This is a genomic window from Gordonia sp. SID5947 (assembly GCF_009862785.1).
Taxonomy (GTDB): Bacteria; Actinomycetota; Actinomycetes; order Mycobacteriales; family Mycobacteriaceae; genus Gordonia.
This window is the reverse complement of sequence record NZ_WWHU01000001.1, coordinates 2,299,769-2,322,770: the sequence shown is the minus strand read 5'-3', so window position 1 is coordinate 2,322,770 and position 23,002 is coordinate 2,299,769. Positions and strand designations below refer to the sequence as shown.

Here is a 23,002-nt window from a genome sequence, read left to right as displayed (position 1 = left end):
ATGCGTGAAGTCGTCATCGTCGAGGCCGTTCGTACCGCGGTCGGCAAGCGCAACGGTGGGCTGTCGGAGATGCATGCCGCGGATCTCTCGGCGCTGGTGTTGCAGGAGTTGGCCCATCGCACCGGCATCGATCCGTCGATCGTCGATGATGTGGTGTGGGGATGTGTCTCGCAGGTCGGTGACCAGTCGAGCAACATCGGGCGGTACTCGGTGCTTGCAGCGGGATGGCCGGAATCGATTCCGGGTACGACGATCAACCGCGCGTGCGGCTCCAGCCAACAGGCTCTCGATTTCGCCGCGCAGGGCGTGATGTCGGGACAGCAGGACGTGGTGGTCGCGGGCGGCGTGGAGGTGATGAGCCGGGTTCCGCTGGGAGCGGCGCGCTCCACCGGAGTGCCGTATGGGCCGAAAGTCTTTGCCCGTTACGATGACTTCTCCTTCAATCAGGGGATCTCGGCGGAGCTGATCGCCGAGAAGTGGGGTTTGTCCCGCGCCCTCCTCGACGAGTACGCGGTTCGATCACACGAACTTGCGGCTGCGGCGATCGATCGGGGTGCGTTCGTCGATCAGATCGTGCCGGTCGACACGGGTACCGGGACGGTCACCGTCGATGAAGGGGTCCGGCGCGGTTCCACCGTCGAGAAGCTGGCCGGGCTGAAACCGGCGTTCCGCGACGACGGCGTGATCCACGCCGGGAATTCGTCCCAGATCTCCGACGGTGCGGCCGCCCTACTCGTCACCACACCCGAACGTGCTCGCGACCTCGGCCTCACGCCGATCGCGCGCTACCGGGGCGGCGCGGTGGCCGGCGCGGATCCGATACTCATGCTGACCGGACCCATCCCGGCAACCGCGAAGGTTCTCGCGAAAGCCGGTGTGTCGGTCGACGATGTGGGAACTTTCGAGGTCAACGAGGCCTTCGCGCCGGTGCCGTTGGCCTGGCTCGCGGAGACAGGAGCGCGGGGCGACCGACTGAACCCGTTGGGCGGTGCCATCGCTCTCGGACATCCACTCGGCGGATCCGGTGCGATCTTGATGACCCGGATGTTGCACCACATGCGCGACAACGACATCCGATACGGATTGCAGACGATGTGCGAGGGCGGCGGCACCGCCAACGCAACACTCGTCGAGCTGACGGCCTGAGAGGACTGCGACATGCGACGTGGCATCTACCACGAGGATCACGAAGCGTTCCGGGCGCTCGTCCGGGACTTCGTCGACAAGGAGGTCGTCGGCGAGTACCCGAAGTGGGAGAAGGCAGGGCAGATGCCCCGGGACGTGTTCACCCGGCTCGGTGAGTTGGGAGTCCTGGGCATGGCGATCCCAGAAGAGTATGGCGGGGCGGGCCAGGAGGACTTCCGCTACAACGTGATCCTCCAAGAGGAGGCCTCGCGTGCGATGGTCACCTTGTCCACCGTGCGCACCCAGCTGGACGTGATCCTGCCGTATTTCCTGCGCTATGCGAACACCGAGCAACGTGGCCGCTGGTTCCCGGGGTTGGCGAGTGGAGAGTCGCTCACCGCGATCGCGATGACGGAGCCGGGAACCGGTTCCGATCTCGCGGGTGTGAGTACCACCGCCGTCCGCGACGGTGAGCATTTCGTCGTCAACGGTGCCAAGACGTTCATCACCGGGGGTCTGCTGGCCGACCTGGTGATCGTGGTGGCACGGACGTCGACCGATCCGGACAACCGCAGGGCCGGGTTGAGTCTCCTCGTGGTCGAGGACGGCATGGACGGATTCGAGCGGGGCCGGGTGCTCGACAAGATGGGTTGCAAGGTGCAGGACACCGTCGAATTGTCCTTCACCGATGTGCGGGTGCCGGTGGCCAACATCCTGGGGAGGAGGGTGCGGCATTCGGCTACCTGGGCCACAATCTGCCCCAGGAGAGAATGACGGTGGCCGCCGGTTCGGTCGCGCAGGCGCGGGCCGCATTGACGGCGACGATCGAATATGTTTCGGAGCGTAAGGCATTCGGGAAACCGGTCGCCGGATTCCAGAACACCAAGTTCGAACTGGCGTCGGTCTCGACGGAGGTGGAGGCCGCACAGGCGATGCTCGATCAGGCAGTGCTCGCCCTGGTCGACGGCGAACTCTCGGGTGCCGATGCCGCTCGCGTCAAGCTGTTCTGTACCGAGATGCAGGCGCGGGCCGTCGACCGGTGTCTACAACTGTTCGGCGGGTACGGGTACATGACCGAATACCCGATCGCCCGCCTGTACACCGACGCACGCGTGGCCCGGATCTATGCGGGCACCAGTGAGGTCATGCGGACGATCGTCGCGAAATCACTGGGGCTGTGACAGTTCGGTCAGTACTGCGCCGGAGCGTAGTTCGCCCAGCCGTGGTCGGGCCAGTTGAACCATCCCGATGACGCGAGAGTGCCACCGTCGGGGTGCAGGGTGGTGCCGGTGATATAGCTCGACAGACCCGATGCCAGGAAGACGACGGCGTTGGAGACGTCTGACACGTCGCCGACGCGTCCCATCGGGATCGCGATCCGGGCGCCGCCCGGTGTGGCCATCGGCGGGATCGCTCCCTGGCCGAACTTCGCGAGATTCGGGGTCGGCACGAAGTCGGGTGCCACGTTGTTGACGCGGATCCCCTCGGGTGCGACCTCGACCGCAAGGGTTCGGGAGAATTGCTCGACGGCAGCTTTTGCGGCCGCGTATACCGCGAACCCCGGTGCCGCGCGGTGGGCCTCGATGGTGGTGATGTTGATGATGCTGCCACCCCGACCGCCCGCCCGCATACGTGGAACCGCCAGCGAGCAGGCATGGAGGACGTGGTGGAAGTTCGTGCGCAGGAGTGCGTCCCATCCCTTGGGGGTGCTGTCGACGAACTCGGCACGAAAGGTGCCGCCCACTATGTTCACCACGATGTCGATCCGGCCCCAACGGTCGGTTGCCGCGTCGAACAGTTCCTCGAGTAGCGCCGGGTCGCGAGCGTCTCCCGGATGTACGATCGCGTCGTGTCCCGCTTCGGTGAGGGTGCCGTACAGGGTTTCCGCGGCTGCACCGTCGATGTCGATCACGGCTGGTCGAACCCCGTTCGCGGCGAGATCCAGGACAATGGCCTCCCCGAGTCCACCTGCGCCGCCGGTGATGACGGCAACGGCACCGTCGAGTCCACTTCGTTCTTCGAACCACCTCACCGGACGGTCACCGCCCGGTGCCGAGATACGTGGCGCCGAAGGCATCCAGGAAATCGGTGGTGGCGGAGAAGTCGGTGGTCCCGCTCGACACCAGGATCCAGGTGACGCCGGCCTTCTCGAGCTGCGCGAATGCTTCCCGGTGCCGGTCGGCATCAGCCGCGGGATCGGCGATACCTTCTGCCTGGTAGGAGTACAGCACGTCGATCGGCTCGGTTCGCCCGGCGGCGTCGGCGGCACCACGCAATTCGGTGATGATGTCGTCGAGTTCCGAATCCGGGTCGAGCATGGGGGTCCGGGCCGTCGAACTCAGCTGCGCGCCACCGGTCATCGGCATCCACCCCTGGGCCGCACGGGCGACGCGTCGACGGCTGAGCCGAGAGTTCCCGCCGATCCAGATCGGTATCGGCGACTGCACGGGCCGCGGGCGACACATCACGTCCCTCGCGTTGAAGTGCTCACCGGCAAAGCTGAACGTCTCGCCACGCCAATGCAGCGGGAGAACCTCGAGGGCCTCGTCGAGCAGCGCGTTGCGTTCGGTGATGTCGACGCCGAGTGCGTGGAACTCACTCTTCTGGTAGCCGGCGCCGAGACCGAGGATCAGCCGACCCCCGAGAGGATGTCGAGGGTGGCTGCCGACTTCGCCAACAACAGGGGGTTCCGGTACGGCGCCACGGCGAGGTAGGTGAGCAGTCGCAACCGTTCGGTGGCGGCGGCCACGTATCCGAGCGTGACGAAGGGATCGAGCGTCTGATGACCGCCGGCGGCCAACCAACGTGCTCCCGGAGCGGGGTGCTCGCTGAGTGAGAACGCGTCGAACCCCGCACCCTCGGCTCGCTGGGCCACGTCTTTGATCCCGCCGGCGGCAAACAGGTCACCGTCCGGGCCGCTGGTCTCCGGGTAGTGAAAGATGAAGCGCATGATCTCCTCGTAGTAGGCGTTTGACGTGCAGCGTTTCGATTCGTCCTCGCTGTGCGTCGTCGACGCCGATGCGACCTGATGACGAGAACAATGATATCTCTGAAGGAGAGGAATGTTCTCGAAGGTGTGATATTCGTTCTCGTGCCACGACCGACGATAGATGTGACCGTGACAGCGATCGATGTTAAGTGAGACGCTTGTCACATCGTCGGAACCTACCTACTATGTGTTCACTAGGTTGGATTCGGGCAGCCCCCCGAACATGTTCACTGGTGAGTCAGGAACGAAATTGTGAGTCAGGCGTCTGGTACACGTCCGTATGATGCGCTCCTCGCCAAAGGGGAGGAGCGCAAGCGGCGCATTCTGGAAGTGGCGCAGCAGTTGCTGGGCCGCAATGGATGGCGCAATACGACGCTGGCCCAGATCGCGGCGGAGGCGGGTGTGACGCCTGCAGGTCTCCTGCATCATTTCGAGTCGAAGGCGCAGTTGCTCCATGCGGTGTTGGAGCTGCGCGACGCCGACGACGACGAGCACGCGGACCGCACAGGCGACATCATCGAGCAACTCGGGAACGTCGCATCGCGGTTCGAACGGTCACCCGAGCAGGTCCGGATGTTCACCGTGCTACAGGCGGAGAACCTCGACCCGGACACCCCGCTCCACGACCGGCTGTTGTTCCGCTATCACGCAGCGGTGGAGACCGTGGCCGAGGGTATTCGGCGCGGTCAGCGTGAGGGGCGCTTCCGTTCGGACCTGGACGTGGCCGCCAAGGCCGTGGAAGTCATCGCCTTCATCAACGGAATGGAAACATCATGGTTGCTCGATCCGTCAATTCCACTGGTGCCCGTGTTCCGGGAGTACACGAGGTCTCTCGAGTGCGAACTGTCGCGCGGCGTCGGCCCTTGCGTTACCGGCTCGCCGTGATCGCTGCGGATCCACTGGAGGCGATCGAACACGCGGGTGGCTGGTTGTTCGACCAATCGATGGCCGGATGGGACGTCTCGGTCCACGTACTCGAAGACGGGGACACGAGGCCGATGGCGATTCTCGGCGCACCACTTTTCGATCTCCGGGATTCGCTGGGGAACCGGAAGGCCTTCGATCAGCCGGGCGCCGGTCCATGGCCACAGGCCCTGGCGGTGTCGGCGAAGGCCTTCGCGGCCGACGAGCGAATCAGGGACGGGGCAACGTCGGTGATCGACCGGGGCCTCGCCGACATCCGGTTGTGGGGTGAGGGCCTGTCTTCGGACCTGGACAGCCGCTGTCTCACCACGTCACACCGACTGAGCTGCGCAGCACGGGCATTCAAACGTCAGGCGCTGACAGCGGCCGGCGTCGACCCGGAATCGCTCGCCGCGGTCGAGTCGTTCCGGGTCGCGGCCGACCACGCGATGACACCGCCGCCCGTCAGTCTGGTGCCGGCGAGCTGATCTTCGTATCGCGCGCGGGCGGCGTGGCCGCGCCATCAAGGGAGTGGTGCGGCGACGTACGGTGTCGCACCATGGGCCCAGCGGTGGTCAGTCGCCGGATATGCGGATGAGGACCTTTCCGATCGCATGGCCGTCGGCGACCAAGCGCAGTGCCTCGCCGGTTTGGTCGAGGGAGAACTCCGCTCCCACGTGGGGGACCACCCGTCCCGAGCGGAGGAGTTCTCGCAACTCCTCCTCGTTCCGGGTGAACTCGTCAGGTGCGATGTCGCCGAATTGGAATCCGAGGATCCGAACGCCCTTGACCAGGACAAGATTCAGTGGGATCCGCGGTATCTCGCCAGAAGCGAAGCCCACGGTCACGAAGCGACCACCACGACGAAGCGAGCGCAGGGCAGGCTCCGACAGGCTGCCGCCCACCGGATCGATGACCGCCGCGGCCCCGTCGGTGAGGACCTCCCGGAGGGCCGTTCGCAACTGCACCGCACGGTGATTGATGACGTGTCGTGCGCCGTGTTCCCTTGCAGCGTCGAGCTTTTCCTGAGAGGAGGCGACGGCGTATACGTCGGTGCCGAGCGCGGTACCGAGGGTGACGGCCGCGAGCCCCACGCCGCCGCCGGCCCCTAGCACCACGACGGGGTCATCCGGCGCAACGCGGGCGACCGACCGCAGGGAGTGGTAGGCCGTGCGATACGCGACGCCCGCCGCGGCGGCCTGCCGCATCGACACACCCACGGGTAAGTGACGCAATGACCGCGCCGGCATCATCACCTCCTCGGCAAAAGCGCCGAACAATCCCGTTCCCATCACCCGGTCGCCCACTGCGATCCCGCTGTCCTCGTCTGCCACCTCGGTGACGGTGCCGGCGAATTCGCTACCCGGGACGAACGGCGTCGGGACGCTGATCTGGTAGTCATCGGCCATCAAGAGGACGTCGGGGAAGTTCACCGCTGCATAGTGCACGGCGATCCGTACGGAGCCCGAGTCGAGGGGCCGTGCCGGGATCTCGGTGACCGTCAACGATTCCGGTGTCCCGTACCGTTCGCAGACGACGGCGCGGATGCCCACGTCACCGCCCCTTCCAACGCGGTTCGCGTTTTTCGACGAACGCCGTCGCACCTTCGATCGCGTCGTCGCTGGTGAAGACAACCGACTGCCAATGCGCCATGCGGTCGGAGACACTGGCCGGATCGGTGACGGCGAGACGGACGAGTTCTTTGCAGGCGGCGAGGCCGAGCGGTGCGCATGCGCCGATCTTGTGGGCGTAGTCGAGTGCGGTGGGGACCAGGTCGTCGGTGTCCACCAGGGCGTTCACCAGCCCTAGATCGAAACCCCTTTGTGCACTGATGAATTCACCGGTCAAGGTCATCTCCAGTGCGGCGCCGAGTGGGATGCGGGTGCCGATGTTCGTCCCCCTCCACCCGGAAACAGTCCGCGTCTGGCCTCGGGGAGTCCGAACCGGGCCTCGGGGCAGGCGACGATGAGGTCGCACCCGAGTAGCAACTCGAGTCCTCCGCCGATTGCGGCACCGTTCACCGCGGCAACCACCGGGACCGTCGTCTCACCCCGGGTGAGCCGGTAGTAGGCGGTGGTGGCCGGGTCGTCGCCGAAACCGATGTCCCCGTCGCCGGTGAAACTGCGGAGGTCCATTCCTGCGCAGAAGGCCCGATCGCCGGTTGCGGTGAGGACCATGGCGCGGATTTCTGGATCTGATTCGGCGCTGAGCAAGGCCTCACCCAACGCTCGGATCAGGCTTCCGTGCAGGGCATTGCGCGCTTCCGGACGATTGAATCTCAGCATCACGATGTCACCGTGCCGCTCATGCACGAGGTCCTCGGTCGTGGCGGTCATGACCGGTAATCCGTGGATTCGGCGAGGTCGGCGGCCGACCGCATCAACTCGGGCACGATCGTCCCGAATGCCTGCAACTTGTGATCGTCGCCCGCGCGTTGAAAGCCCTGTTCGAGAACGATGGCGAGCTTCCACTTCGCGAGCACGAGGTAGTAGTCGAGGTCGTCGACCTGACGGCCGGAGACGTCGGCATAGTGCTGCACCATCTGGTCTCGTGATGGCATACCGCGTAGATCGACATAGCCTGCCTCCGAGGCTGATTCGGCTGATGTGTCATCCGGCCACCCCTGGACCATCCAGGCGAGGTCGAGCTTGGGATCGCCGACCGTCCCCATCTCCCAGTCCACGATGGCGGCAAGGCGCGCGGGCGCACCGTCACGGAACATGACATTCGCGAACTGGTAGTCGCCGTGCATCAGCCCGGGGATGTAGTCGATCGGGCGGTTGTTCTCGAGCCATCGGGTGGCGACATCCATCCCGTCGAGTTCGCGTCCCTTGATGCGCTGGAAGAATCCCGTCCAGCGGCTGACCTGGCGTTCATGGAATCCGTCGGGCCGACCGAGGTCGTCGAGGCCACGGGCACGCCAATCAACCTCGGAGAGAAGGGCGATGCCCTCGGCAAGCTGGTATCCGAGTTGTGGCCGCACGGTGAGATCGGTGGTGAAGGGCTCGGTCCAATGCTTGTGCTCCATGGGCGACCAACCGTCCACGAATCCCATGAGGTAGAACGCTCTGCCGAGGACGGAGGCGTCTTCACACGCTGCTATCGCGGTGGTATGTGGGACGTCGGAACCCTCGAGCGCCTCGATGATGCGCCATTCACGCATGATGCCCTTGTCCCGGTCCGGTGGCGCGGCGGCCGGTGGGATGCGGATCACGCAGCGTTCTTCACCACGTCGGATCTCGTAGATCTCGTTCTGCGTCCCACCGGAAAGGTACCGGGCCTCGATGGGCTCGCCTCTGCCGGGCAGCTCGGCCTTGTCCATCCAGTCCGCGAGTCGGTTGGTGTCGATCATCGGTTGCCCACTTCGTGTTCGAGGAACTCGGCGTACTTCTCGCGTGCGGCCGCTTGCTTCTTGGGGATCCACTCCGTCGGCCAGACGTCGTCGGTCGGTGTGTGATCGCGGAGTACCTGGCGCGCGACCGTCGTCTTGTGGACCTCGGTGGGACCATCCGCGAGACCCATGACCCCCGCGCCGTGGATCATCCCGAAGAACGGCATCTCGTTGGTGACGCCGAGTGCGCCGTGCACCTGCATGGCCCGCCAGGCGATGTCGTGCAGCACGGTGGGCATCACGACCTTGACCGCGGCAATGTCTTTGCGCACCTTCTTGTAGTCCTGGTACTTGTCGATCTCCCATGCCGTGTACAGCACCAACAACCGGAACTGCTTCAGCTGTGCGTACGAGTCGGCGATATACCCCTGGACGAACTGCTTGTCCGACAGCGAGCTTCCGGCGGTGACCCGACTCAACGCGCGCTCGCACATCATGTCGAGTGCCTTCTGCGCAAGGCCGATCGTGCGCATCGCGTGATGGATCCGTCCGCCCCCAGGCGGGTCTGGGCTATCGCGAACGCTTGTCCGGCACCGCCGAGAAGGTCGGCGTCGGGAACGCGGACGTTGTCATAGTGGATGAGAGCATGTGACCCGCCGTTGATCGGTTCGCCGTACAAGCCGACATTGCGGACGATCTCGATGCCAGGTGTGTCCGACGGGACGAGGAACATGGACATGCCCTTGTACACGGTGACATCGGGATCGGTCACGGCCATCACGATGAGGAACGACGACGTGGCCGCGTTGGAGGAGAAGTACTTCCAGCCGTTGATGACCCACCCGTCGCCGTCCCGCGTGGCGCGCGTCTCGAATCTGGCCGGATCCGCGCCTGCCTGCGGTTCGGTCATCGAATACGACGAGAAGATCTCGCCCTCCAGCAACGGGCGCAGGTAGCGCTCCTTCTGCGCATCGGTGCCGAAGTGCGCGATGATCTCGGCGTTGCCGGTGTCGGGTGCCTGACAACCGAAGATCACCGGGGCCCATGACGATCGCCCGAGGATCTCGTTGAGAAGTGCCAGCTTGAGCTGTCCGTGCCCCTGGCCGCCGAGCTCGGATCCCAGGTGGGTGGCCCACAGCCCCTTCTGGCGCACGTGCGTTTTCAGTGGGTCGATCGCCTGTCGGCGTCTGCCGTCCAACGGGACGAACTGTTCGTGCGGCCAGACGAGGTCCAGAGGTTCGACCTCGGTACGGACGAACTCGTCCGCCCAGTCCAGTTGCTGCTGATAATCCGGATCGGTCTCGAAATCCCATGCCATGTTGTGCTCCTCTCTGTGGTGAGAATAGAGTTCTCTCAACACAGAATGCAATTCTTAATTCACAGAACCAGCGAAGGATCGACGATGGACATGGTGAACGGGTCACAGGTGGCTCGCCGGATCGCGGCGCGGTCCATCGCGAAGCGCGAGTCGGACTATGCCGACGAGGTCGGCAGGCTCATCGACGCCGGCCGTCAGGTGATGGCGCGGTCCGGATCTGCTTCGCGGCCCCGGGTGGCCGACATCGTGGGCGCGGCCGGCCTGTCGAACGACGCCTTCTATCGGCACTTTCGCTCGAAGGACGACCTGATCGCGGCCATCCTCGAGGACGGCACCGATCGCCTGTGCAGTTATCTCGGCCATCAGATGGGCAAGGCGCAGGAGCCGCGAGAGCGAGTGGTGCGGTGGGTGGAAGGTGTGTTGTCCCAGGCTCAGACCGATTCGGCGCAGACGACCCGCGCGGTGCTGTGGAACGTCGGCAGCGTGAACCAGGAAGTGATGTCGTCGCCCCCGTCTGTCAACGCGCGACTCGCCGAACTGCTGCATGAACCGCTGCGTGAACTCGGTAGCGGTGACCACGTTTTCGACGCACGGCTGATCTCCAACGCAACGGTCGGCGCGCTGTCGGATTACCTGTGGCGCAAGGAGTCGCCGACTGCGCGCGACATCTCGCGGATCGTCGCGGCCTGCCTGCGCCTCGTCGACTGAGCTGGTGACGCGGGTCGGTTCCGGTCCCGCGGGCAGTCGACGGCCCGCGTTCGCCCGGTGGGCCCGCGTGAGCTGCGTCGGCCACGCCAACAGCGCAGGTCGTCGACGGATCGCGGGCTGCTGAGCGATCGCTCAGGATTTTTCTCGGAAAGCCTTGTCGATCGCCGTGCGGAATGGCATTCTTTCGATAACAGAATGAAATTCTTTTCCGAGGGGGTGTCGAACGTGACCGCCGCGCCGATGACTCTCGCCTGGCATGCGCTACGAACACCCGCGAAGCCCGCGATCGTCATGGGGTCGGGCGAGTCGGCGACGTTCGGGGATCTCGAGTTGCGGTCGCGGCAACTCGCCAGGGCGTTGCGGCGCAGGGGGATCGGGACCGGCGAAGTCGTCGCGATCCTCATGGAGAACAACCGGTCCTATCTCGAGGTGACCTGGGCGGCCCAGCGCAGCGGCCTGTACTTCACCGCCGTCAACCGGCATCTGACGGCCGGCGAGATCCAGTACATCCTCGACGACAGCGGAGCTGTCGCCCTGGTCGCGAGTGCGCAGATGGCCGGGGTGGTCGGTGATCTCGATCTGAGCCGTGTTCCGGTACGGATCTCGGCGTGCGGAGAGGTCGACGGGTTCGAGTCCTATGAGGAACTCCTGCTGGAGACGCCGGGCACCCCGCTCGACGAGGAGTGCGAGGGTCGCGAGATGCTCTATTCCTCCGGCACCACCGGCAGGCCGAAAGGCGTCCAGAAGCCGCTACCGCTGACCCCTCTCGGGGACCCGACCGCGCCGACGGTGCAGATCGCAGCGGGCCTTGCCATGACCGGCGAGACAAGCGACGCCGTGTATCTGTGTCCTGCTCCGCTGTATCACGGTGCACCCCTGATCTTCTCGATGTCGTGGCACCGGCTGGGTGCGACCGTGGTCGTGATGGAACGCTTCGACCCCGCGAAGGCCCTGGAACTCATCGACCGCCACCGCGTCTCCACCGGGCAGTTCGTACCGACGATGTTCACTCGACTTCTTCGCCTTCCCGAGGACGAGCGGGAACGCCATGATCTGTCGAGCCTCCGCAGTGTGATCCACTCCGCCGCGCCGTGTCCGATCGGTGTGAAGGAACAGATGATCGCATGGTGGGGGCCGATCATCAGCGAGTACTACTCCGGCACCGAAGATGTGGGTACCACCTTCATCACCGCACAGGAATGGCTGTCGCATCGCGGATCGGTGGGACGGCCGATGGAGACGTGTCACATCGTCGGACCCGACGGTGATGAACTTCCTCCCGGCGAGACCGGTTTGGTCTACTTCGAGGGCGGACGAGGGTTCGAGTACCACAACGATCCCGACAAGACAGCGGCGGCAACCAACGACAAGGGCTGGCGAACGCTCGGTGACATCGGGCGGCTCGATGAGGACGGGTACCTCTACCTGACCGACCGGGCTGCGCACATGATCATCTCGGGCGGGGTGAACATCTATCCGCAGGAGGCAGAGAACATCTTGGCCACCCACCCGGAGGTGGCCGATGTCGCCGTGATCGGGGTGCCCGATGAGGAGATGGGGGAATCGGTCCTCGCGCTCGTCCAGCCTGCCGAAGGCGTCGTCGCGAGCGAGGAGTTCGTCGCGGAACTACTGGGGTACGCCCGTTCCGGGCTCGCCGGATACAAGTGTCCGCGCGCCATCGAATTCGTCGGTTCGCTCCCCAGGGATCCGAACGGAAAGCTCTACAAACGCTCGCTGCGCAAACAATATTGGTCCGATCGAGATTCACTCGTGCGGTAGTCCACGAGTGGTCATCCGAGTCAAGTGAGGTATCGAGAATGGTTGTCAAGGCAATAATCGACGAGCTCGCCGAACGCACCGGATACGGCGACGTCATCCCGGTCATCGACCCGGTCACCGAGGAGCAGATCGCCGAGTTCACCGACGGCGGAGCCAAGGCTGTCGACGAGGCCGTGGCCAAGGCCCGCGAAGCCTTTGAATCCGGTGTCTGGCAAGGAAAGCCGCCGAGTGAGCGCGCGAAGGTGTTGTGGCGTGTCGCGGATCTGATCGATGACCGTGCGGCGGATCTGGCCGAACTGGACTCGGCGAACACCGGTATGCCGTTCGAGCAGGCCCAGGCGATCATGGGTACGGCTGCCGAGATGTTCCGCTACTACGCGGGCTGGTGCACCAAGCTCAACGGCATCGCCCACGACATCCAGATGACAGGCGGTGTCGCCCAGCTCTTCTCGGACATGCACGGGTACACGCTGAAGGAACCCTACGGGGTGGTGGGACTGATCTTCCCGTGGAACGGCCCGGTCTTCAACTGGGCGGCCAAGTTGGCTCCTGCCCTGGCAGCAGGATGTAGTTGCGTGGTCAAACCAGCCGAGGAGACACCGTTGTCGGCGATGTTGCTGCACAAGCTCCTCGAGCAGGGTGGCGTCCCCGAGGGCGTGGTGAATCTCGTCCAGGGTTACGGACACACCGCAGGCAAGGCGCTGACCGAGCATCCGGATGTCGACAAGATCGCGTTCACCGGCTCCACGGAGGTCGGCAAGCAGATCGTGCGCGCCGCGTCGGGCGACCTCAAGCGGGTCACGCTCGAACTGGGCGGCAAGTCTCCCGTGCTCATCTACGACGACGCCGACGTCGACATGGCGGTCATGACCGCTGCGATGGGGATCTTCATCCATTCCGGCCAGGGATGTATCTGCGGTTCACGGATCTTCGTCCAACGAGGTGTCTACGACCAGGTGGTCGAGGGTCTTTCGGGGGTGGCCAATGGTCTCCAACTCGGCGGCCCCAAAGAAGAGGGCGTCCACATCGGACCGCTGATCAGTGAGAAGCAACTCAAGCGCGTCATGGGATTCATCGACGAGGGCCGCAAGGACGGGGTAGAGGTGGTCACCGGCGGACACCGGCTGGATCGACGCGGATACTTCGTGCACCCGACGGTGGTCACCGACGTCGATCCGGCGATGAACCTCTACCAGCGAGAGATCTTCGGTCCGGTGGTCGCGGTGTTGCCGTTCGACGAGGACGACGAGGTCCTGGCGATGGCCAACAATTCGGATTACGGGCTCGCCGCCACCGCGTGGACGAACGACGTGGGTCGTGCGCACCGCCTGGCCAAGCGACTGGAGGCGGGCACGGTCACCCTCAACTGCCAGATGGTCTACGACCACTCGATGCCGTTCGGCGGCTACAAGCAGTCCGGGTGGGGGCACGAGTTCGGACGTGCCGGGATCGAGGCCTACCTGCAGACCAAGACGGTCTACACCAAGATCTGATCCGACGAGAAGAGAGCAGACCCCATGTCCGACAATCCCGTTCACCGGGTGGTGCAGTGGACCACCGGCAACGTCGGCCGAAGCTCGGTCGCCGCGATCGCGGCGAATCCCAACTACGAGCTCGTCGGGTGCTACGCCTGGTCGAGCGACAAGGTCGGCAGGGATGTCGGCGAACTCGCCGGTGTCGGCCCCCTGGGGATCGTGGCGACCGACGATGTCGCTGCGCTCTTGCGGCTCAAACCCGATGTGGTGGTCTACAACCCGATGTGGCTCGATGTCGACGAGCTGGTTCGGATCCTCGAGGCCGGCATCAACGTCGTGGCCACGGCGTCGTTCATCACCGGACACAATCAGGGCGAGGGTCGCGAACGCATCGCGGCGGCATGCCGGCGCGGCGGCTCCAGCATGTTCGGTTCGGGGATCAGCCCGGGATACGTCAATCAGTTGTCGATCGTGGCCGCCGGCATCTGTGATCGGGTCGACCGGATCACTGTCAACGAGGCCGCCGATACCACCTTCTACGATTCTCCGGATACCGAGAAGCCGGTGGGATTCGGCCGGCCGATCGACGATCCGGAACTGCAGTCGATGACCGCGCAGGGCACCGGCGTCTTCGGTGAGGCCGTGCGAATGGTCGCGGACGCGCTCGGGATCGAACTCGACGAGGTGCGTTGTGAGGCCGAGTATGCGCAGACGACCGAGGATCTGGACCTGGGGTCCTGGACGATCCCGGCCGGGTGCGTGGCCGGCGTCCACGCCGGCTGGAAGGGCGTGGTCGGCGACCAGACGGTGGTGGAGATCAACGTGCGGTGGCGCAAAGGTCAGTCATTGCAGCCGGATTGGAAGATCGAACAGGATGGCTGGGTCATCGAGGTGGCCGGTAGACCGACGGTGACGATGACGGTGGGTTTTCTGCCACCGCCGGATTTCGAGGCGACGACCATGGAGGAGTTCATGGTGCTCGGTCACATCATGACCGCAACCCCACCGTTGAACGCAATCCCTGCCGTCGTCGCGGCGCCACCGGGGATCGTCACCTACAACGACCTTCCGTCGATCCTGCCGAGAGGTGTCGTTCGGCGCGACGGAACCTGAACAGACCGAGAGCAATTGATGACGAAAGGTTGGAGTACATGGGTGGTCGACTAGAGGGAAAGGTCGCCTTCATCAGCGGGGCGGCACGCGGGCAAGGACGCAGTCATGCGGTCCGGTTGGCGGCGGAAGGCGCGGACATCATCGCGGTCGATGTGTGCGGTCCGGTCACCGCCGACTCGGCGATCGCGGCCGCCACGTCGGCGGATCTCGCCGAGACGGTCGAACTGGTGAAGGGGCAGAACCGCCGTATCGTCGCGTCCGAGGTGGATGTCCGGGACTTCGATTCGTTGCAGGCCGCGGTCGACAACGGCGTGGAGCAACTGGGTCATCTCGACGTCGTGGTGGCCAACGCCGGCATCGGCAACGGTGGTGAGACGCTGGACAAGACCAGCGAGTCGGACTGGCAGGACATGATCGACGTCAACTTGGCCGGTGTCTGGAAGACCGTGAAATCAGCGGTGCCACACCTTCTCGCGTCGGGCAACGGTGGCTCGGTCGTGTTGACGAGCTCGGTGGGAGGCGCCAAGGCGTATCCGAACACCGGCCACTACATCGCTGCAAAGCACGGCGTGATCGGTCTGATGAAGGCCTTCGCCGTGGAACTCGGCGCCGAGTCGATCCGGGTCAACTCCGTTCTCCCCACGAACGTCAACACCCCGATGTTCATGAACGAGGGCACGATGAAGCTGTTCCGCCCCGATCTCGAGAACCCGGGTCCCGAGGATCTGAAGGTCGTCGCGCAGATGATGCACGTGCTGCCTATCGGGTGGGTCGAGCCCGAGGACATCAGCAACGCGGTGCTGTTCCTGGCATCCGACGAGTCGCGCTTCATCACCGGTGTCGCCCTGCCGGTCGACGGCGGAAGTCTGCTCAAGTAGTTCCCGAGTCGCCTCGGCCTATCGGTCCGAGGCCGAGGCGATCTCGAACTGGCGAAGACACCGTTCGATGAACTCCATCGTCTCCGCGCGGCTTGAGGTGACACCGAGCGCCGCCTCGGCGGTCATGGCCCGACCGATGCCGCTGAGGATCGTCGCCATGACGATCGGGGGATACCTCTCGATGTCGATGCCGCGCGCACGCAACACCTTGTCGAATGCGTCGGTCTCGATCTCGCGTACACGCTGTGCGTAGGTTCTCAGTTCGGCGGCCACCGCCTCACGATGCAGGGCGAGGGCGGTGAACTCGGTGTTCAGCCGAGTCGTTCGACTCTCGCTGTTGATCAGCCACAGAGCACCGAGGGGATCGTCGTCGATCAGCGCCCGCCGCCACCGACCCAGCCCCGCCTCGGCGTCGCGGCGCAGGACTGCGACAAAGAGCGCGTCCAACGTCGGGAAGTGACAATGTACGACGGTCTGTGCGACGCCAGATGTGACGGCGATCCTCCGGTGCGTCACAGCGGGATAGCCGTCGGACTGCAGTACCGCGAGTGTCGCATCCAGCAGCAGGTCTCGAACCGCTGGTGCGTCCTCGGCGTGGACAGGACGGAAGTCCGAACTCACGGTCACCCCCGGCATCTCACGTCGAGCGCACGTGTTCGGGCAGCAGGCCCTCGAGGAGCCCCAGGTCGCCGCCGAGTTCGGTCGCCACGTTCCGGACGATCTCCACGTCCTTGCCGACGAACTCGCCCACAGCGGCGGCGAACGCGTCGACCGAGCCGCGCCGCGCAATCCCGGCCAGAGCGCGGCTGTCGGAGCTTCCATGGGGCAGTGCAGAGAGCAGGACCGACTCCGGAATACCAAGTCGGGCGCCGAGAGTCACACCCGCGCGGACGAGTCCGATCTGGGCGGCGAACAACGCATTGTTGACGAGCTTGACGCGTTGTCCGTCACCGACCGGTCCGATGTGCAACACGGGGTCGGCGTAGGCGGCGAGCACGGCCCGCGCGTCGTCGACGGCGCTGGGATCGCCTCCGACGAAGAGGGTGAGCTCACCCGCGGCGATGTTGTGGGGCCCGCCGCTGACCGCGGCGTCGATCACGCGGATGTCGTGCGGCGCCATCGCCTCGGCTACCTCTTCGGCCGTGGTGGGGCTGCCGGTGGTGTGGATGATGATCGTGGACCCGGGCGACAGCCGAGAGGCGAGAGGGCCCGACAGGCACACCTCGCGGACCTGTGCGTCGGTGAGCACGGTGACGACGACGAACTCGGTGCTCGCCGTAACGACCCCGGACAGGTCGGCGAAGGCGTATGCGCCGGCAGCTGTCAGCCGGTCACGAGTCCCCGCGGTACGCCCCATCGCGGACACGCAATGGCCTGCTGCGACGAGACGGTCCACGATCGGCATACCCATCCGTCCGACGCCGATGCACCCGACCTCGGTCATGATGCCGGTCCCATCCGATCGAGTGCCGCGTGGGCCGCGGCGAGAACGGCGTCGCCGTGTTCTCGACCGCGGTCGCCGGCGATGCCCTCGAGTAGTCCGACATCCTTTCGCAGTAGTCCGCCCGCGTGTTTCGCCAACTGATCGAGAGTGCCACCGGCGGCGGCGACGCGGCCGAGAGCAAAACTGTTCGCGGACCCGCGGGTGATCACCTCGGCCAGGCGAGTGGTGTCCACCCCGAGGGCACTGCCGAGGGACAGTGTCTCGACGGCGGTGGCCAGGTTGGCGGTGAAGAGGAGGTTGTTCAACAGTTTGGTGGTCTGTCCGCTGCCCAGTTCTCCGAGGTGGACCACCGGATCCCCGTAGATCTCGAAGATCGGCATACACCGGGCCACGTCGTCGTCGGCGCCACCGACCATCACCAGGAGGTTGCCGGCGTCGGCGGCCCGACCACCACCGCTGACCGGCGCATCGACCACGGTGACGCCGACGTCGCCTGCCACCTCCGCGAGCCGGCGACATGTATCCGGGTGAACCGTGCTGTGCACCACGATGATCCCGCCCGCCGCCATCCCGGACAGAACACCGTCTGGCCCGGTGGCGACGTCGAGAACGTCCTGGTCGGCTACCACGCAGAGGCAGACGACGTCGCTCGCGGCGCCGACCTCGGCAGGACTGCCGACGATCTTTGCGCCGGTGTCGACGTACGGGGCCAGCGTCTCGGGCCGCCGACCCCAGATGGCCACGTCTTGTCCGGCGTCGATGATCCGCCGCGCCATGGGGCCGCCTTGACTGCCCAATCCGATGAATCCGGTTCGCATGTCTCTCATCCCTTTCCGGGTCGACGTCAGGAGAACGGTAGATCCGGGTGCGCGCGTCCGACGATGCAACTCTCGACGAACGAAAGCACGTGCAGGTGGTAAGCGCGGGCCAGGTGGCCGAGACTGAGGTTGTGGCCGCCGGCCACTTCGTCGATCACCACGCGCGGAGCGCCACTGAAGATGGCGGCGATATCGCGCAACGCCGGCGCATCCGTGCGCCAGACCCGCTCGTGCTCGGCAGCGGTGAAATGCACCGGTATCCGAACCGAGGGCGCCAGCGCGGGAAAGTCCTCCCGCGCCCAGGAACGGATCATCGCACCCTCGAACGGCGGGGTCCGAGACGCGAGCGCCGTGCCGCCAGGTATGTCCGGAGGGTACAGAGCGGCCGGTTCCCACAGCAACTTTCGTACCCCGGCCGGGGGAGCATTGCGGTCGTGATCACCGAGTATCTCGCGGGCCGGGGCGGGATGCTCCAGTCCGGTACCGGACAACTCGAGGCCCAACAACCCGACACCACGCGACTCGTCGGCGGCCAGCCGGACGGCGAGTTCGCACCCGACCGAGTGAGCCATCACGAAGATGCCTGCGCCGGTGGAGAGCCCCGACAGATGGCCGGTGATCGCACCGAAGGTCAGGTCCACCCGTCGGGCGGCGTCCATGTCGGCCGCGTGTGACCGCGACGTCCCGTAGCCGGGACGGTCGAGCGCCAGGACCGTGTATCCCGCGGCGCTCGCCAGGCGAAGGAGCGAGCTCTCCGGATGACCGGGACAGTCGAAATAGGCGGAGGTGGTGGCGCCTCCGTGGATGGCGACGATGACGGCGCGAGGGTCCGGCACCGCCGCGATGAGGCCGGACATCGGTACGCCGCCGACGTCGACGACGCCGGGGACCACGACGTCGCGTGTGTCATCGATCCACGGCTCGGCGCTCACGCCGCGCTCCGCAGCAGGATGACCCCGCTCGGCGTGAGTCCGCCGCTGCTGACCACCCCGACGCGTGCGTCGGTGACCTGTCTTTCACCGGCGTCTCCGCGCAACTGCACGATCGCCTCGTGCAGGAGTCCCATACCGTGGGTGCGGCCGTGCGAGAGCTGCCCGCCATGAGTGTTGAGCGGGATCTGTCCCTGGAGCGAGATGTTCTTCCCACCGTCGAGGAACTCCTTGGACTCCCCGATACCGCAGAAGCCGAGGCCCTCGATCCAGGACAGGCAATTCACCGTGAACCCGTCGTAGAGTTCGGCCACGTCGACATCTTCGGGACGCATCGTGGTGCGCGTCCAGAGATGTGCCGCCTGACCGAGCACCTGGGGCTCGTGGGTCAATGTGCTCTGGTCCCAATCCATCCGATCGATGATCTGGGTGCCGACGGCCTCCACGAGGATCGGGGGATGCGCCAGATCCGCCGCCGCGTCGCGGGCGGACACGATCACCGCGACGGCTCCGTCGCAGGGGACGTCACAGTCGTAGAGACCGAACGGAGTGGTGATCGGGCGCGCGCCGAGGTAGTCGTCCATCGTCATCGGTTCGCGGTACACCGCAGTCGGATTGAGCCCGGCGTTGGCACGCTGGTTGAGCGCGATCCAGCCCAATGTCTCCTTGGTGGTGCCGTATCGGTGGAAATGCCGCTGGGCGTTTTGCGCCAGGGTGTGTGCGGCAGACGTCGCACCGAAAGGGACCATCCAGCTGGCGGTGCGGCCGGAAGGTTGTACGATCGTGCCGTTCTTCAGCAGTTCACCGTAGGTGGATTCCCACACCGTGCGGTAGCACAGCACGTGCCGCGCAAGGCCGCCCGCGACGGCGAGCATGGCCGCGATGACCGAGCCACCCGGACCGAAGGTCTCGATGCCGCCGTTGTGCCAGGTCGGCCGGATGCCGAGCGCCGCCTCGACGGGGGTGACGCCACCCTCGCCGAAGCCGCCCATGTTACCGCCACCGGGATACGTGGCGATCCCGTCGATGTCGGCCATGGTGAGACCGGCATCGGCGACCGCCGCCTGCGCGGCCTCGATGGTCAGCGAAAGGGGTGGTCGCATCAGTCGCCGGCCGATCTGCGACATCCCCACGCCGGTGAGGGCGACCTTGTCCTCGAACTTGTCGCTGGTCACCATCGGGCGGACGTGCCGCGCGAAGTCGGCGGGGTCGATCTCGTCCTCGGGCAGCGCAGCGGGTTCGGGCGGCTGGTCGGCACAGGGCCGGAACAGTGGTAACCAGACGTCGTCGAGGTGGAGGAAGTCCACCTCGACACCCATCCCCAGGTAGATGTCGTCGGGATCGCAGCCGATGATGTTGGTGGTCAGCCGGATACGTGAATCCTCGGCCAACGCGACCTGGGCGACGACGTACGGCGGCGACAGGCCGGGCAGTGCGAACCGGTGATTGACGGTGAAGCCGGCCACGATCCCGTGACCGGACACCACCCGCTCGCCGAGCGCGGTCCCCTGACAGTACCGGCAGACCGGTTGCGGAGGGTGGAGGAGTTCATGACAGTCGGTGCACTCCTGGATCCGCAACCGATCGTCGGCGCCGGATTTCCAGTAGAACTCGTTGGCCGGGGTCAGCTGGGGAAGCGGCCGCGTGGGGGTCTCGGGCACGCGCCCTACCCCTTCTGCTGCATTCGGGACAGGGCGAGCGGCTCGGCGAGGTTCTCCTCGTCCACCATCCTCTGGACCTCGACGAGGGTGTCGGCGAGACTCGAATGTGTACGCGGACCGGGCGTGAACGTTGCGGGCAGGTGGCGCATACCCTGGATCACGCCGATCGAGTCATAGTGCACGGCACCCTCGGGATCGCAGCGATAGTCGGGCATCCGGTCGAGCACGGCGATCAGCATGCGCTTGAAGACGGTACGGGCCACATTGGACCCGATGCAGCGATGGATGCCGAGGCCGAAACTGAAGTGACGGTTGCCGGTCCGGTCGAGATGGACGTGATTCGGATCCTCGAAGAGCTCCGTGTCGCGATTGGCCATCGCCCACGACAGCCAGAGTCGGTCGCCTTCACGGAAATCGGTGCCGTCGGTCGCCGAGAAGTCCTCGGCGATGGTCCGGCCGTCGCCGGCAGCCGGGGTGAAGTAGCGCAGGAACTCCTCGGTTGCGCCGTCGAGCAGTTCGTCCCGGTGAGCGCTGAGACGTTCGCGTTCGTCAGGGTTCTCCGAGAGCCACTCCAGCGAGTGCGCGGTGAGGGCGGTCGTGGTGTCGAAACCGCCGCCGATCACGAGGCTCAGGATTCCCAGCAGTTCCATGTCGTCGGGCGCACCACCGTCAAAACTCGCGTTCGCGACGGCGTTGATCATCCCGGGACGGGGATTCTCCCGGATCTCGAAGAGGTTTGTGATCAGGTCGATGCCGAGTTGCCGATGCAGCTCGGCGACACGCGGCGCATCGGGGGAGTCGGGCGGTGTGTAGACCGCCGCGTGAACCGGCTCGTTGTATATCGTCCACTTCTCCACCGGGATACCGAGCATCGCCAAGGTGAGCACCGCCGGCACCACATTCGCGAGCTCATCGACGAAGTCGATGTGACCACTCTCGATCTTCTCGTCGATGCATGCGTGGATGACCTTGTCGATGAACGGAATCCATCGCTTGACGGCGGCGGGAGCGAGATACGGATTGAGGATCGAGCGGAAGAACTTGTGTTCGGGTTCGTCCATTTCCAGGATGCCACCACGAACTCCGGCCGCACGATCGGCGGTCGGGATGCTGATGCCCTTGTACCCACGTCGTTCATCCCGGACGTCGTGGTCGTTGGACACGTATGGGCACCGCGCCAGCTCGAACACGGCGTCACTGCTCGCCGCCACCCAATGCCCGCCGTAGGAGTCGCTCCACGCCACCGGGCACTTTTCGTGCATCTCCTGGGTGGTCTCGAGGAACTTCTCCCGATACTCGGTCGAATGGCGTTCGAAGAGATAGCGATTCCGCTTTCGCGCGTCGTCATCTGTGACGCTGTCAAGGCTCATCGTGTCGTCTCCTGTCGTCGTGTGGTCACTCGGTGCCCGATGAGATGCGCTCGGACACCGATATCGCTTGTTCCGGACAGGATCGCGAGGCCTCGCGGACCTTGTCCTCGAATCCGGCAGGCACGTCCTCGGAGACCGGCGAGGCGTGGCCGTCGATATCGCTGAGCTCGAAGATCTCGGGAGCGATCATGGCGCAGAGGGTGTGTCCCTGGCAGCGGTCGCCGTCGATGTGAACCTTCACGATCGTCCTCCTATCGGTGAGTGAAAGGTGTTGTCGGGCTGGTCATGGGGTATGCGCTCAGATCTTGAAGTCGTACCACTTGAGATAGCCGCCTGCGTCGACCCGCATCTGCATGCCGGTCACGTACCGCGCCTCCTCGGAGGCCAGGTAGAGCACCGTGTTGCTGATGTCGGAGGGCTCGATCCACGGAGTCTTCATCGCCTGCTGCACATAGAAGGCGGGTGTCGCGTCCTCGCGGGTGGGGTTCTCCAGGTCGGGCCGGAAGGACCGATACATCGGTTCGCTCTGCAGCATGTCGGTGTTGCAGTTGGTGGGATGGATGACGTTCGCACGGATACCGGAAGGGGCAAGATGCGTCGCGAGCTCATGGATGTACTGGGAGAGAGCTCGTTTCGAGAAGACGTAGGCGACGCCGCCCAGATCCTTGCCGGGCACGTCGGTCTTGCTGATGTCCATCAGCGCCGCAATCGATCCGGTGGCGATGATCGATGCGCCCTCGCGCAGATGGGGGAGTGCGACCTGCACTGCGTTCATGGTGCCGATGAGATTGGTGTCCACCACGTCGCACCAGGCCTGAGTCGCGGGCTCTCCCTTCATCCCGGCCACGCCGGCCTGCGCGACGACGATGTCGAGCTTGCCGAGTTCGTTGATGCCGCGCTCGAGTGCACTGCGCAGTTGTGAGGCCTCGCGGACGTCGGCCTCGATGGCCACGACCCGCCGCCCCTCCTTCTCGACCAGTCGGGCGGTCTCCTCGAGGTCTTCGGGGGCGGCCATGGGGTAGCCGATCGTGTCGATGTTCTTGCAGAGGTCGACGGCGATGATGTCGGCGCCCTCTTCGGCCAGCCGTACGGCGTGACTGCGGCCCTGGCCGCGCGCCGCGCCGGTGATGAACGCCACCTTGTCCTGAACGCGTCCCATGT

Annotated in this window: 21 protein-coding genes and 3 pseudogenes; 9 read left to right on the top strand and 15 right to left on the bottom strand. The window is 65.5% G+C overall.

The genetic code is table 11. The features are described 5' to 3' along the window. Positions 1-1,146, top strand: coding sequence for a thiolase family protein (locus GTV32_RS10765; RefSeq protein ID WP_161060318.1), 1,146 nt, complete (start codon positions 1-3; stop codon positions 1,144-1,146). A 12-nt stretch (positions 1,147-1,158) separates the two neighbouring features. Then, positions 1,159-2,306 (top strand): annotated as a pseudogene (locus tag GTV32_RS10760) (acyl-CoA dehydrogenase family protein). Positions 2,307-2,314: 8 nt separating this feature from the next. On the opposite strand, the gene GTV32_RS10755 reads toward GTV32_RS10760, so the two are convergent. Both GTV32_RS10755 and GTV32_RS10750 read right to left on the bottom strand, forming a co-directional pair. Beyond that, the gene (locus tag GTV32_RS10755) at positions 2,315-3,157 is read right to left on the bottom strand and encodes an SDR family oxidoreductase (protein ID WP_161060317.1); all 843 of its coding nucleotides are present in this window, start codon (positions 3,155-3,157) and stop codon (positions 2,315-2,317) included. A 7-nt stretch (positions 3,158-3,164) separates the two neighbouring features. After that, positions 3,165-4,075, bottom strand: a pseudogene (locus GTV32_RS10750) (LLM class F420-dependent oxidoreductase). A gap of 291 nt (positions 4,076-4,366) precedes the next feature. Here GTV32_RS10750 and GTV32_RS10745 point away from each other — a divergent pair. Continuing rightward, a complete protein-coding gene (locus GTV32_RS10745) occupies positions 4,367-4,999 on the top strand; it encodes a TetR/AcrR family transcriptional regulator (RefSeq protein ID WP_161060316.1) in 633 nt (210 codons plus the stop codon). Then, the gene (locus GTV32_RS10740; protein ID WP_343287289.1) at positions 4,996-5,505 is read left to right on the top strand and encodes a hypothetical protein; all 510 of its coding nucleotides are present in this window, start codon (positions 4,996-4,998) and stop codon (positions 5,503-5,505) included. The genes GTV32_RS10745 and GTV32_RS10740 overlap by 4 nt, the downstream gene beginning before the upstream one ends. Before the next feature lie 87 nt (positions 5,506-5,592). Here the strand turns inward: GTV32_RS10740 and GTV32_RS10735 are convergent, their stop codons facing one another. From GTV32_RS10735 to GTV32_RS10720, 5 genes and pseudogenes are all read right to left on the bottom strand, one after another. Then, the gene (locus GTV32_RS10735; RefSeq protein ID WP_161062451.1) at positions 5,593-6,564 is read right to left on the bottom strand and encodes an NADPH:quinone oxidoreductase family protein; all 972 of its coding nucleotides are present in this window, start codon (positions 6,562-6,564) and stop codon (positions 5,593-5,595) included. 7 nt (positions 6,565-6,571) lie between these two features. Next, a complete protein-coding gene (locus tag GTV32_RS23845) occupies positions 6,572-6,865 on the bottom strand; it encodes an enoyl-CoA hydratase-related protein (protein ID WP_272918233.1) in 294 nt (97 codons plus the stop codon). A 2-nt stretch (positions 6,866-6,867) separates the two neighbouring features. Further along, positions 6,868-7,353 (bottom strand): enoyl-CoA hydratase/isomerase family protein, encoded by a 486-nt coding sequence (locus tag GTV32_RS23840; RefSeq protein WP_272918232.1) that lies wholly within the window; start codon positions 7,351-7,353, stop codon positions 6,868-6,870. Further along, positions 7,350-8,369, bottom strand: a complete 1,020-nt coding sequence (locus GTV32_RS10725; protein ID WP_161060315.1) for a phosphotransferase family protein — start codon at positions 8,367-8,369, stop codon at positions 7,350-7,352. Before GTV32_RS10725 ends, GTV32_RS23840 begins: the two co-directional genes overlap by 4 nt. Further along, positions 8,366-9,666, bottom strand: a pseudogene (locus GTV32_RS10720) (acyl-CoA dehydrogenase family protein). Before GTV32_RS10720 ends, GTV32_RS10725 begins: the two are co-directional and overlap by 4 nt. An 84-nt stretch (positions 9,667-9,750) precedes the next feature. Between GTV32_RS10720 and GTV32_RS10715 the strand changes: the two are divergent. The 5 genes from GTV32_RS10715 to GTV32_RS10695 all read left to right on the top strand — a co-directional run bounded on the left by GTV32_RS10715 (position 9,751) and on the right by GTV32_RS10695 (position 15,619). Further along, positions 9,751-10,374 carry a TetR/AcrR family transcriptional regulator gene (locus GTV32_RS10715; protein ID WP_237421514.1) on the top strand — a complete coding sequence of 208 codons (624 nt, stop codon included), beginning with the start codon at positions 9,751-9,753 and terminating at the stop codon, positions 10,372-10,374. Between the two features lie 240 nt (positions 10,375-10,614). Further along, a complete protein-coding gene (locus GTV32_RS10710; protein ID WP_161062450.1) occupies positions 10,615-12,153 on the top strand; it encodes an acyl-CoA synthetase in 1,539 nt (512 codons plus the stop codon). 38 nt (positions 12,154-12,191) lie between these two features. After that, complete coding sequence (locus GTV32_RS10705) at positions 12,192-13,646, top strand: aldehyde dehydrogenase family protein (protein ID WP_161060313.1); 1,455 nt, start codon at positions 12,192-12,194, stop codon at positions 13,644-13,646. Positions 13,647-13,670: 24 nt separating this feature from the next. Next, entirely contained in the window at positions 13,671-14,741 is a 1,071-nt protein-coding gene (locus tag GTV32_RS10700) for a dihydrodipicolinate reductase (RefSeq protein ID WP_161060312.1), read from the top strand. A 38-nt stretch (positions 14,742-14,779) separates the two neighbouring features. Continuing rightward, on the top strand, positions 14,780-15,619 hold the full coding sequence (locus GTV32_RS10695; protein WP_161060311.1) for a mycofactocin-coupled SDR family oxidoreductase: 840 nt from the start codon (positions 14,780-14,782) through the stop codon (positions 15,617-15,619). 18 nt (positions 15,620-15,637) lie between these two features. Here GTV32_RS10695 and GTV32_RS10690 read toward each other — a convergent pair whose 3' ends face one another. Genes GTV32_RS10690 through GTV32_RS10655 form a run of 8 tightly spaced genes read right to left on the bottom strand, consistent with a single transcriptional unit; the run spans position 15,638 to position 23,000 of the window. Then, on the bottom strand, positions 15,638-16,240 hold the full coding sequence (locus GTV32_RS10690; RefSeq protein ID WP_343287288.1) for a helix-turn-helix domain-containing protein: 603 nt from the start codon (positions 16,238-16,240) through the stop codon (positions 15,638-15,640). A 16-nt stretch (positions 16,241-16,256) separates the two neighbouring features. After that, on the bottom strand, positions 16,257-17,063 hold the full coding sequence (locus tag GTV32_RS10685; protein WP_161060309.1) for an NAD(P)-dependent oxidoreductase: 807 nt from the start codon (positions 17,061-17,063) through the stop codon (positions 16,257-16,259). Beyond that, positions 17,060-17,881: an NAD(P)-dependent oxidoreductase gene (locus GTV32_RS10680; protein WP_161060308.1), complete on the bottom strand. Its 822-nt coding sequence runs from the start codon at positions 17,879-17,881 to the stop codon at positions 17,060-17,062. The genes GTV32_RS10685 and GTV32_RS10680 overlap by 4 nt, the downstream gene beginning before the upstream one ends. 26 nt (positions 17,882-17,907) lie before the next feature. Beyond that, entirely contained in the window at positions 17,908-18,813 is a 906-nt protein-coding gene (locus tag GTV32_RS10675; RefSeq protein WP_343287287.1) for an alpha/beta fold hydrolase, read from the bottom strand. Continuing rightward, entirely contained in the window at positions 18,810-20,471 is a 1,662-nt protein-coding gene (locus tag GTV32_RS10670; protein WP_161060307.1) for an OB-fold domain-containing protein, read from the bottom strand. The genes GTV32_RS10675 and GTV32_RS10670 overlap by 4 nt, the downstream gene beginning before the upstream one ends. 5 nt (positions 20,472-20,476) lie before the next feature. Beyond that, positions 20,477-21,841 carry a cytochrome P450 gene (locus GTV32_RS10665; RefSeq protein WP_161060306.1) on the bottom strand — a complete coding sequence of 455 codons (1,365 nt, stop codon included), beginning with the start codon at positions 21,839-21,841 and terminating at the stop codon, positions 20,477-20,479. A 25-nt stretch (positions 21,842-21,866) separates the two neighbouring features. Next, the gene (locus tag GTV32_RS10660; protein WP_161060305.1) at positions 21,867-22,082 is read right to left on the bottom strand and encodes a ferredoxin; all 216 of its coding nucleotides are present in this window, start codon (positions 22,080-22,082) and stop codon (positions 21,867-21,869) included. 57 nt (positions 22,083-22,139) lie between these two features. Continuing rightward, complete coding sequence (locus GTV32_RS10655; protein WP_161060304.1) at positions 22,140-23,000, bottom strand: mycofactocin-coupled SDR family oxidoreductase; 861 nt, start codon at positions 22,998-23,000, stop codon at positions 22,140-22,142. Positions 23,001-23,002: the final 2 nt, after the last annotated feature.

Bases quoted from the DNA above. Each gene is read 5' to 3' on its own strand.
- GTV32_RS10725 (WP_161060315.1), bottom strand. From the start codon at position 8,369: ATGATCGACACCAACCGACTCGCGGACTGGATGGACAAGGCCGAGCTG.
- GTV32_RS10695 (WP_161060311.1), top strand. From the start codon at position 14,780: ATGGGTGGTCGACTAGAGGGAAAGGTCGCCTTCATCAGCGGGGCGGCA.
- GTV32_RS23840 (WP_272918232.1), bottom strand. From the start codon at position 7,353: ATGACCGCCACGACCGAGGACCTCGTGCATGAGCGGCACGGTGACATC.
- GTV32_RS10680 (WP_161060308.1), bottom strand. From the start codon at position 17,881: ATGCGAACCGGATTCATCGGATTGGGCAGTCAAGGCGGCCCCATGGCG.
- GTV32_RS10705 (WP_161060313.1), top strand. From the start codon at position 12,192: ATGGTTGTCAAGGCAATAATCGACGAGCTCGCCGAACGCACCGGATAC.
- GTV32_RS10700 (WP_161060312.1), top strand. From the start codon at position 13,671: ATGTCCGACAATCCCGTTCACCGGGTGGTGCAGTGGACCACCGGCAAC.
- GTV32_RS10685 (WP_161060309.1), bottom strand. From the start codon at position 17,063: ATGACCGAGGTCGGGTGCATCGGCGTCGGACGGATGGGTATGCCGATC.
- GTV32_RS10655 (WP_161060304.1), bottom strand. From the start codon at position 23,000: ATGGGACGCGTTCAGGACAAGGTGGCGTTCATCACCGGCGCGGCGCGC.
- GTV32_RS10765 (WP_161060318.1), top strand. From the start codon at position 1: ATGCGTGAAGTCGTCATCGTCGAGGCCGTTCGTACCGCGGTCGGCAAG.
- GTV32_RS10665 (WP_161060306.1), bottom strand. From the start codon at position 21,841: ATGAGCCTTGACAGCGTCACAGATGACGACGCGCGAAAGCGGAATCGC.
- GTV32_RS10710 (WP_161062450.1), top strand. From the start codon at position 10,615: ATGACTCTCGCCTGGCATGCGCTACGAACACCCGCGAAGCCCGCGATC.
- GTV32_RS10715 (WP_237421514.1), top strand. From the start codon at position 9,751: ATGGACATGGTGAACGGGTCACAGGTGGCTCGCCGGATCGCGGCGCGG.